Source organism: Mycobacterium sp. (assembly GCF_035603715.1).
Classification (GTDB): Bacteria; Actinomycetota; Actinomycetes; order Mycobacteriales; family Mycobacteriaceae; genus Mycobacterium.
On record NZ_DATNJW010000398.1, the window covers coordinates 1 to 9,412 of the forward strand.

Genomic DNA, 9,412 nt, shown 5'->3' on the forward strand with positions numbered 1-9,412 from the left:
GCCGAAGGCGGGCGAGTTGGCCTGTAAGCCGGATTCTGTTCCGCATTACCAGGTAATGCGGCGGCGACCATCCATCTGGACACACCGTCGCCGGGTGCCTCGAGCGGCCTACCCGCAGGCTCGGGCGAGCAGCCCTCAAACACCTGCGCGACCGCACCGTAGTGCGGTCTTCTTGACCTTGCTTCGGGTGGGGTTTGCCGAGCCACTCCGGTCACCCGGAATGCTGGTGCGCTCTTACCGCACCGTTTCACCCTTACCACCGCGAGGGTGGCGGTTTGTTTTCTGTGGCACTTTCCCGCGAGTCGCCTCGGATTGCCGTTAGCAATCACCCTGCTCTGTGAAGTCCGGACTTTCCTCGACTCGCTGCTGCGTGAGCACGAGCCGCGGCCGCCCGGCCAACTCGTCCGCGCTAACACCGTACTCGTTGCCGAATGCGCAGACCAGCAAACGTCCAGGTGGCGTGAATGCGCCTCACATTCCGGTCATCCTTATCGTCTACAGATCAGGAGCGAAAGGAGGGCGCGGCGGATGCCCACGAGCGACTGGACAAAACGCGTCGACGCCGGCGACTGGGAGGCGATCGCCGGCGACGTCAACGATTTCGGCGGTGCGCTGCTACCACGCCTGCTGACCACGGCCGAGGCCCGGCGGCTGCGCAAGCTCTACGCCAACGACGACCTTTTCCGCGCCACCATCGACATGAAGCCTCGTCGCTACGGCTCCGGACAGTATCGCTATCTGCACTTTCCGTACCCGGAGCCGGTCGAGCAGCTCAAGCAGGCGCTGTATCCGCGGCTGTTGCCGATTGCCCGCGATTGGTGGGCCAAGCTCGGCCGCGAGGCGCCCTGGCCGGACAGCCTCAACGAGTGGCTGGACATCTGCCACGCCGCGGGTCAGACACGGTCGACCGCCCTGATACTCAAGTACGGGACCGACGATTGGAATGCGTTACATCGAGATCTGTACGGAGACTTGGTTTTCCCGCTTCAGGTGGTGATCAACCTGAGCGACTCCGCCACGGAGTACAGCGGCGGGGAATTCATGCTCGTCGAACAACGGGCCCGGGCACAGTCTCGTGGTACCGCAACCCAATTGCCGCAGGGCCACGGCTACTTGTTCACCACCCGCGACCGGCCGGTGCAATCGACTCGCGGGTGGTCGGCCGCCGCTGTGCGCCACGGCCTGTCCGTGGTGCGATCCGGTGAGCGTTACGCGCTCGGACTGATCTTTCACGACGCTGCGTGACCGACTTAATGCAGCAGCCCGGTGATTCCGCCGAAAGGGTCGTCGGCCCCGATGCGTGCCCAAACTGTTTTGCCCGTCGACGTCGCCGCGTTCCCCCAGCGCTGACATAGCGCGGACACGATGTCCAAGCCACCCGGGCAGCTGCCAAGCGGACGGTCACGCCGGACTGCCAAGTTCGGGCTGGCGTCGGATACCGCGACGACGACCTCGTCGGTGCTGCCCTCGAGGCGGATATCGAAACCACTGCGGGTGTAACTCAGCGCGTTCTCGACGAAGACGTTGGTCACCGTGCTGGCTACGGCGATCTTGTCGCGCATCGACCACGCCATCAGATGGTCGCGCACGAACGTCAGCGCGGCATTCACGCTATGTGCGTGCGGACCGAACTGTTCGCGGGCACGGTGGACGTAGCGGCTAGGAACATCCGACAGCCCGGGCAACCGCAGCACATCGACGCCAGTATGTCGGTGCGTGATGCTTGTCAACATCCTTTGCCGCTTTCTTGACAGAAGGAGAACTTCGGCTCGGGACTCTACCGGCGGAATACCCTTTAGCCGCGCAACTTCCGGATGAGCGGACGTGTCGGCTGCGGCGCCATTGCGATCAGGCGGATGCCGCGGGCGTCGCGGGTGCCGGCGCGTCAGCGACCGGTGTAGCGGCAGAAGCCGAATCGCGTCCCAACGCGATCGTCGCCGCTGTCATCGCGCCGACGGCCAGCGCCAGGATCACACCCCCGGCACCGTGGACCACCAGATGCTCACCGAGCACGACCACACCCAACAGCACCGCCACCACGGGCTCGCCGACCAGCATGATCGGCACCGACGCCTGCAACGCGCCCGCGTGAAATGCCGACTGCTGCAACACGGTAACCGTGACCGCAAGTGCCACCAGGAGATACGGCGCCGGCACCGTCAACAAACCATGCCAACCGTGCGCGGCAAGGTGGCGCGTGCTGACTTTGGTCAACACCGCGATCATCCCGAGCAACACGGCGACGGCGGTGGCCAACAGCATGGCGCGGGTTCGACCTGCCGTGCGGCGGGCCGCCAGGACGCAGACGATCACCACTGGCACCGAGGCGCCCAACGCCACACTCCACGCGGGCACCGGCGGACGATAGTGGCCCTCGCGCGGCTGGCCCACCAGAACAAATACGGTGAGCGACGCGGTCAGCAGTAGCGCCCAACCCCAATCACGCGCCCGCACATGCTGATTGGAGAACCGCGCACCCAGCGGCAGCACGAACAGCAGCGACGACACCAGCAGGGGCTGCACGAGCAACAACGACCCGTGCGCCAACGCAAGAGCCTGGAACACGTATCCGCCGATCGCGCCCAGCGTTCCCGCCCACCACGACGGCTGACGGACCCACGACGTCACAATTGCGCCGGTGTCCTCCGGGTTGTCGACCGCCCCCTGGATGGCACGCTGCCGGACGACGATGCCCACCGCGGCCCAAAACGCCGCAAGCAGCGCGGATCCAATCGCCAGGGCGTGCGACGCTAACCACTCCACGTTTGGCTCACTACCCGGATGCCCGCGATCTCTAACCCAGATACCCGGTCTGATTCACCAGTCGCACCGACGATGCGCCGTCGGGGTAGAACTCGGCGATGCTCAACGACGCCAGGTCGAGGTGCAGCCGGTAGAGAATCCCCGGACCGGCATCAAGCGCGTCGCGCAGCAGCATTTTGATCGGCGTCACGTGCGACACCACCAGCACCGTGCTGCCGCCGTGGTCGGCGACGACCCGGTCCCGCGCCCGGGAGACCCGCTGATTCACCGCGTCGAAGCTTTCTCCGCTCGGTGGCTCCGTGCTGGTGTCGCGCAACCAGCGTCGATGCAGTTCGGGATCGCGTTCGGCGGCCTCGGTGAACGTGAGTCCCTCCCATGCGCCGAAATCTGTTTCGATCAGGTCATCGTCGACGGTGACGTCCAGACCCAACCTTTTAGCCGCCGTCGTCGCGGTGTCGTGGCAGCGCTGCAACGGCGAACTGATCACCGCCGCGATGCCGCCACGCGCCCCCAGGTACCGGGCGGCGGCGTCGGCCTGTTGCCGGCCCAGATTGGTCAGTGGCGGGTTGCCGCGCCCGGAATAGCGCCGCTGCACCGACAGCTCGGTCTGGCCGTGACGCAGCAACAGCAACCGGGTGGCGGTGCCGCGCGCACCGGTCCATCCCGGCGGTGCTGGGTTCGCACTGAGCGGGGCCGGCGACGGTGCGTCGGTCTGTTCGGCCGCGGCGTCCATCGCCTCGTTGGCCAACCGGTCGGCGTGCGAGTTCTCCGCTCGCGGAATCCAGGTGAAGCTGACCCGCTCGAACCGCTGCGCCAACGCGCGGGCCTGCGCGTGAAGCTCGGCGAGGTCGGGGTGCTTGACCTTCCATCGCCCCGACATCTGCTCGATGACGAGTTTGGAATCCATCGACACCGCGACTTCGGCGGCGTGCAGCTTCGCGGCCTCTTCCAAACCCGCGATCAGGCCGCGATATTCGGCGACGTTGTTGGTGGCCCAGCCGATCGACTGCTTACTCTCGGCCAGCACGATCGAGCGGTCCGCGGACCACACCACCGAACCGTAGCCGGCCGGTCCGGGGTTGCCGCGGGATCCGCCGTCGGCCTCGACGAGGACTTTCACTGGCTTGCGCCTTTGAGCCGCAACAAGATTGCCCCACATTCCGGACACCGCAGCACTTCGTCGTCGGCCGCCGCGGAGATCCGGGCCAGCTCGCCGCGGTCGATCTCGATCCGACACGCCCCGCATCGGCGACCTTGCAGCAGGCCGGCCCCCGGTCCGCCACCGGCCCGCTGTCGTTCGTACAGCGTCACCAGATCCGGAGCCAGCTCAGCGGTGAGTTCGTCGCGCCTCGACGTGTGAACGCGCCGATGGTGATCGATGTCGGCGAGCGTGGTGTCCAATGCTTGTTGAGCGGCGGCCAGATCTTTCTGCAGTGCGTCGACGGTCGCCTGCTCCGCGGCCTGCTGTGTCTGCAGTTGTTCGCGGTGTTCCATCACCTCCAGCAGCGAATCCTCCAGGCTGGATTGGCGACGCTCCAGGGTGCCTAATTCGTGTTGCAAATCCGACAATTGTTTGGCATCTGCCACGGACCGCAGCAGCGACCGGTCCCGCTCCTCGCGGGAGCGCACCGCGTCGATCTCCGACTCGAAACGCGAGACCTGGGTGTCCAAGTCCTCCAACGCGATCTGCAGGGCTCCCAGCCGATCGTTGGCGGCGACCTGCTCGGTTTGTATCCGCTCGCAGTCGGCGCGCTCGGGCAGATGTCCGGCGCGGTGGTTCATCTTCGCCAGCTCGGCGTCGAGTTCGGCCACTTCGAGTAATGAGCGCTGCTGTGCGACTTCGGCTTTCATGCGTACTCTCCCCCGCCGTCGTTGTCGACGTTCCATGGATCGGTGCGGATGGGACACACATCCACCGACAGCGCCGCGCCAAAAGCCGACCGCAGCACGTCGGCAGCCTGCGCACACCACGGAAATTCACTTGCCCAATGCGCGACGTCGACCAGCGCCACCTGCGAAGCACGGCGGTGCTCGTCGGCCGGGTGGTGACGTAGATCGGCCGTCACGTAGGCCTGAACCTCGGCGCCCGCCACGGCACCCAGCAGCGAGTCACCCACACCACCGCATACCGCAACCCGCGAAACCAGCCGGTCCGGGTCACCGGCGGCGCGCACTCCCCATGACGTTTGCGGCAGCCCTGCCCGCACCCGGGAAACGAACGCGCTCAACGGCTCTGGCCGTGGTAGCGAGCCGATCCGACCCAGCCCGACGTCGCCCGGCGTCGGCGCCAGCGCGATGATGTCGAACGCCGGCTCCTCATACGGGTGCGCCGCGCGCATCGCCGCGAGCACCCGACCCCGTACCCGGGCGGGCGCGACAACCTCGACCCGGTCCTCGACCACGTGTTCCACAGCACCGACGCTGCCGATGGCCGGCGCAGCGCCGTCCTCCGGCAGGAATTGGCCGGTGCCGGTGATGCTCCAACTGCAGTGCGAATAGTCGCCGATCTGGCCGGCGCCGGCCGCGAAGATCGCCGCTCGCAGCGCATCCGCGTTCTCGGGCGGGACGAAAATCACCCACTTGTCCAAATTCAGCGATGCCGGCGCGGGCTCCAGAACCGCCTCGACGGTCAACCCCAGCGCGCGCGCCAGCGCGTCGGACACACCGGGTGACGCCGAGTCGGCGTTGGTGTGCGCGGTGAACAGCGAACGCCCGGTGCGAATCATCCGGTGCACCAACGCGCCCTTGGCGGTGCCGGCGGACACCGTGTCCACCCCACGCAACAGCAACGGATGGTGGGCCAGCAGCAAGCCGCCGTCGGGCACCGCGTCGACCACCGCGGCGGTGGCGTCGACCGCGATCGTCACCGAGCTCAGCGCGTCGTCAGGGTCGCCGCAGACCAGACCGACGGAATCCCACGTCTGAGCAAGGCCGGGCGGATACGCCTCGTCCAGCGCGTCGATGACCACACCCAACCGAACCGTCATCGCAACACCCCGCTTTCGGCGATCGCGCCGACGAGCACCGGCCACTCCGGTCGCACCGCGGCACGCAGGTAGCGACCGTCCAGGCCGACGAACGTGTCGCATCGTCGCACGGCAATTCCTCTGGCGTGCAGATGCTTCTGCGTCAGCTCGGCGTCGCCGACGGTGAACAAGACGAATGGCGCGCGGCCGTCGACCGGCTCGACACCCACCGAGTGCAGGCCGGAGACCATCTCGGCGCGCATCGCCGCCAACCGCCGCGCACCCGCCGCTGCTTCGGCCACCGCCTCCGGCGCACAGCACGCCGCGACCGCGGTCAACTGCAGCGTGCCCAGCGGCCAGTGCGCGCGGGTGGCGGTCAGCCGCGCCAGCACCTCCGGCGCACCCAGCGCGTAGCCCACCCGCAGGCCGGCCAACGACCAGGTCTTGGTGAGGCTGCGCAGCACCAGGACGTCGGGCAGCGGCTGGTTGGCCAACGATCCCGGCTCCCCGGGAACAGCATCGGCGAATGCCTCGTCCACCACGACGATGCGGCCGGGCCGGCGTAACGACAGGATGTGTTCGCGCGTGTGCGCAACGCCGGTCGGGTTGGTCGGATTGCCGACCACGACCAGGTCGGCCTCCTCGGGTACCTGCACGCCCGCCAGACCGAACGGCGGATCGAGCACGGCGTGATGCACCGGGATTCCGGCGGCTCGCAGCGCCACGTCCGGTTCGGTGAACGACGGTGCGATCACCGCGGCCAGTGTCGGACGCAGATTGGGTAGCAGTGCGAATCCTTCGGCGGCTCCGGCCAACAGCGCAACCTCGTCGTCGGCGCGGCGATGCCGGGCGGCGACTGCCTGAATGGCCACACGTTCGTCGTCGACGCTCGGGTACCGCGCCAAGTCGGGCAGCCGCGCGGCCAGTCGCTCCCGCAGCCAGCCCGGGGGTTGCGCGTGCCGGATGTTGACGGCGAAATCCAGCATGCCGGGTTCGGCGGCTTGATCACCGTGATAGCGGGCCTGCGCGAGCGAGATCGATGCGCTCGAATCCAGACTCGCCACATCTCAAACAGTAACGACCGCGCGTCGACGCCCGGTATCGGGACACGATCACCGGCATGCCGGGCCATCCTGGACAATGGGAACGTGACAGGCACGGTCTCGGCAGCTCAGCCCCAGCTGGTGATCTTCGACCTCGACGGCACGCTCACCGATTCCGCGGACGGCATCGTGTCCAGCTTCCGGCACGCGCTGGGCCAGATCGGTGCCGCTGTGCCCGAGGGCGACCTGGCCAGTCAGATCGTCGGCCCACCGATGCACCACACCTTTGAGGCGATGGGACTGGGCGAGCACGCCGAGGCGGCGATCGCCGCCTACCGCGCCGACTACACCACCCGCGGTTGGGCGATCAACAGCCTTTTCGACGGGATCGGGCCGTTGCTCGCCGATCTGCGGGCCGCCGGTGTCCGACTGGCGGTGGCCACCTCCAAGGCGGAGCCGACCGCGCAACGCATCCTGGCCCATTTCGGCCTCAACGATCACTTCGAGGTCGTCGCCGGAGCCAGCGTCGACGGCACGCGCGCCGCCAAGGCCGACGTGCTCGCGCACGCATTGGCACAACTGCAGCCGCTACCCGAACGGGTGCTCATGGTCGGCGACCGCCGTCACGACGTCGAAGGCGCCGCCGCCCACGGCATTGACGCGGTCGTGGTGGGCTGGGGTTACGGTCAGGGCGATTTCGCCGACACCGGCGCGAGCAGTGGCGCCGTCCACGTCGCGACGATCGCCGAGTTGCGGAGGGCGTTGGGTGTCTGATTCCAAGCTGCACATCACCTTCGTGTGCACCGGCAACATCTGCCGGTCGCCGATGGCGGAGAAGATGTTCGCTCACCAGATCACCGAGCGCGGCCTGGACGACTCGGTCCGGGTAACCAGCGCGGGAACCGCCGGCTGGCACATCGGCAAGTCTGCTGACGAGCGCGCCAACCGGGTGCTGCGTGGGCACGGCTATCCCACCGACCATATCGCCGCTCAGGTCGACATCGACCATCTCAACGCCGACCTGGTGATTGCGCTGGCCCGCAACCACGTGCCGCTCCTTCAGCAGCTGGGCGTCGATGCCGATCGGATCCGGATGCTGCGATCGTTCGACCCCCGTTCTGGCGCTTTCGTTCTCGACGTCGACGACCCCTACTACGGCAACCACGACGACTTCGAAGCCGCGTTCGCCGCGATCGAGGCTTCGCTGCCCGGATTGCACACGTGGGTCGACGAGCAGCTCGCGCGGGACGGACGCGGCTGATGCGCCGCCTGGCCTTCCTGCTGCGGCCGGGCTGGATTGCGCTGGCCATCGTGGTCGTCGCATTCACCTACTTGTGCTTCAGCGTGCTCGCCCCGTGGCAGCTGGGAAAAAACACCAAAACATCGCGGGAGAATGACCAGATCCAGCGGTCACTGACGACCGCCCCGGTGGCGTTGAAAACGCTTTTGCCGCATCAGGATTCATCGGCGCCCGATGGACAGTGGCGCAGAGTGACGGCGACCGGACACTACCTGCCGGACAAGCAACTGGTGGCCCGGTTGCGGGTCGCCGAGGGCGACCCGGCGATGGAGGTGTTGCTGCCGTTCGTGGTCGACGGCGGCCCCACCGTCCTGGTCGACCGCGGCTACGTGCGGCCGCTACCGGGTTCGCGGGTGCCGCCGGTCGCGCCACCGCCCGGCGGGACGGTGACCGTCACGGCACGCCTGCGCGACTCCGAGGGGCCGGTGCTGGACAAGGAGTCTTTCGTCAGTGATGGTGTGCGACAGGTTTATTCGATCAATACGGGTCAGATCGCCACGCTGACCGGAGTTCCGTTGGCCGGGTCGTACCTGCAGTTGGTCAGCGATCAGCCCGGCGGCCTGGGCGTGATCGCCCTGCCCCACCTGGACGCGGGTCCGTTCTTGTCCTACGGCATCCAGTGGATCACCTTCGGCGTGGTCGCACCGATCCTGCTGGGCTACTTCGTGTATGCCGAAGTGCGGGCACGCCGCGCCGACAAAGCGCAAGCGTCACCGGCGAAGACCGCCCAAAAGCCGGCGACCGTCGAGGACAAACTCACCGACCGCTACGGACGGCGGCGCTGAGCCCGACGAGCGCCAGCGCCGCAGCCGCCTGCACCGCACGCGAAAGCCGCACGGCGCGGCCCAGATCCGTGACAGTTGGCGGTGGCCCCGCACCGAGGGCCGGCCGGATCTGCAACTCGTAGTGATACTGGGTGGGCCCGCCGAGTTGCACACCCAGCGCCCCGGCGAATGCCGCTTCGACCACGCCGGCGTTGGGGCTGGGATGGCGGCCGGCATCGCGATGCCAGGCGGTTACCGCGCCCAACGGGGAACCCCCGACGATCGGCGCGCACACCACCGTCAGCGCCGCGGTCACCCGCGCGGCGATGTAGTTGGCCGCATCATCTAACTTCGCTGCGGCCCAACCGAATCGGGCATAGCGCGGCGAGCGGTGGCCGATCATCGCGTCGAGGGTGTTGACCGCGCGGTATCCAAGAACGCCGGGCACCCCGCCCGCCACGGCCCACAGCAGCGGCGCGACCTGCGCGTCGGAGGTGTTCTCGGCGATCGATTCGACCGCGGCGCGGGTTAATCCCGCAGCGTCGAGCAGCGTGGGGTCGCGGCCGCAGAGCGACG

General features: G+C 67.9%; 11 protein-coding genes and 1 other RNA gene. 4 read left to right on the plus strand and 8 right to left on the minus strand.

All coding sequences use genetic code 11. The features are described 5' to 3' along the window. Window positions 1–8: 8 nt before the first annotated feature. Window positions 9–403, minus strand: an RNA gene (rnpB, locus tag VN856_RS16455) — RNase P RNA component class A. 125 nt (window positions 404–528) lie between these two features. Here rnpB and VN856_RS16460 point away from each other — a divergent pair. Next, on the plus strand, window positions 529–1,245 hold the full coding sequence (locus tag VN856_RS16460; protein WP_325690873.1) for a 2OG-Fe(II) oxygenase: 717 nt from the start codon (window positions 529–531) through the stop codon (window positions 1,243–1,245). 5 nt (window positions 1,246–1,250) lie between these two features. Here the strand turns inward: VN856_RS16460 and VN856_RS16465 are convergent, their stop codons facing one another. The 6 genes from VN856_RS16465 to cobC form a co-directional block, all read right to left on the minus strand. Beyond that, a complete protein-coding gene (locus VN856_RS16465; RefSeq protein WP_325690875.1) occupies window positions 1,251–1,733 on the minus strand; it encodes a hypothetical protein in 483 nt (160 codons plus the stop codon). 115 nt (window positions 1,734–1,848) lie between these two features. Continuing rightward, the gene (locus tag VN856_RS16470; RefSeq protein WP_325690877.1) at window positions 1,849–2,763 is read right to left on the minus strand and encodes a DMT family transporter; all 915 of its coding nucleotides are present in this window, start codon (window positions 2,761–2,763) and stop codon (window positions 1,849–1,851) included. 31 nt (window positions 2,764–2,794) lie between these two features. Next, the gene (locus VN856_RS16475) at window positions 2,795–3,883 is read right to left on the minus strand and encodes a bifunctional RNase H/acid phosphatase (RefSeq protein ID WP_325690879.1); all 1,089 of its coding nucleotides are present in this window, start codon (window positions 3,881–3,883) and stop codon (window positions 2,795–2,797) included. Beyond that, a complete protein-coding gene (locus VN856_RS16480) occupies window positions 3,880–4,614 on the minus strand; it encodes a zinc ribbon domain-containing protein (protein WP_325690880.1) in 735 nt (244 codons plus the stop codon). The genes VN856_RS16475 and VN856_RS16480 overlap by 4 nt, the downstream gene beginning before the upstream one ends. After that, window positions 4,611–5,750 carry a Nif3-like dinuclear metal center hexameric protein gene (locus tag VN856_RS16485; protein ID WP_325690882.1) on the minus strand — a complete coding sequence of 380 codons (1,140 nt, stop codon included), beginning with the start codon at window positions 5,748–5,750 and terminating at the stop codon, window positions 4,611–4,613. The genes VN856_RS16480 and VN856_RS16485 overlap by 4 nt, the downstream gene beginning before the upstream one ends. Then, entirely contained in the window at window positions 5,747–6,793 is a 1,047-nt protein-coding gene (gene cobC / locus VN856_RS16490) for an Rv2231c family pyridoxal phosphate-dependent protein CobC (protein WP_325690884.1), read from the minus strand. The genes VN856_RS16485 and cobC overlap by 4 nt, the downstream gene beginning before the upstream one ends. Window positions 6,794–6,877: 84 nt before the next feature. Here cobC and VN856_RS16495 point away from each other — a divergent pair, with 84 nt between their 5' ends. Genes VN856_RS16495 through VN856_RS16505 form a run of 3 tightly spaced genes read left to right on the plus strand, consistent with a single transcriptional unit; the run spans window position 6,878 to window position 8,857 of the window. Further along, on the plus strand, window positions 6,878–7,546 hold the full coding sequence (locus tag VN856_RS16495) for an HAD-IA family hydrolase (protein ID WP_325690886.1): 669 nt from the start codon (window positions 6,878–6,880) through the stop codon (window positions 7,544–7,546). Then, on the plus strand, window positions 7,539–8,033 hold the full coding sequence (locus VN856_RS16500) for a low molecular weight protein-tyrosine-phosphatase (RefSeq protein ID WP_325690888.1): 495 nt from the start codon (window positions 7,539–7,541) through the stop codon (window positions 8,031–8,033). Before VN856_RS16495 ends, VN856_RS16500 begins: the two co-directional genes overlap by 8 nt. Further along, window positions 8,033–8,857 carry an SURF1 family protein gene (locus VN856_RS16505; RefSeq protein ID WP_325690890.1) on the plus strand — a complete coding sequence of 275 codons (825 nt, stop codon included), beginning with the start codon at window positions 8,033–8,035 and terminating at the stop codon, window positions 8,855–8,857. The genes VN856_RS16500 and VN856_RS16505 overlap by 1 nt, the downstream gene beginning before the upstream one ends. Here VN856_RS16505 and VN856_RS16510 read toward each other — a convergent pair. Next, the coding region (locus VN856_RS16510) for a CobD/CbiB family cobalamin biosynthesis protein (RefSeq protein ID WP_325690892.1) at window positions 8,829–9,412 on the minus strand (584 nt) is incomplete at its 5' end. The two genes, VN856_RS16505 and VN856_RS16510, sit on opposite strands and share 29 nt — an antisense overlap.

Coding starts and splice junctions, on each gene's coding strand:
- VN856_RS16460 (WP_325690873.1), top strand. CDS start 529: ATGCCCACGAGCGACTGGACAAAACGCGTCGACGCCGGCGACTGGGAG.
- VN856_RS16465 (WP_325690875.1), bottom strand. CDS start 1,733: ATGTTGACAAGCATCACGCACCGACATACTGGCGTCGATGTGCTGCGG.
- VN856_RS16480 (WP_325690880.1), bottom strand. CDS start 4,614: ATGAAAGCCGAAGTCGCACAGCAGCGCTCATTACTCGAAGTGGCCGAA.
- VN856_RS16485 (WP_325690882.1), bottom strand. CDS start 5,750: ATGACGGTTCGGTTGGGTGTGGTCATCGACGCGCTGGACGAGGCGTAT.
- VN856_RS16505 (WP_325690890.1), top strand. CDS start 8,033: ATGCGCCGCCTGGCCTTCCTGCTGCGGCCGGGCTGGATTGCGCTGGCC.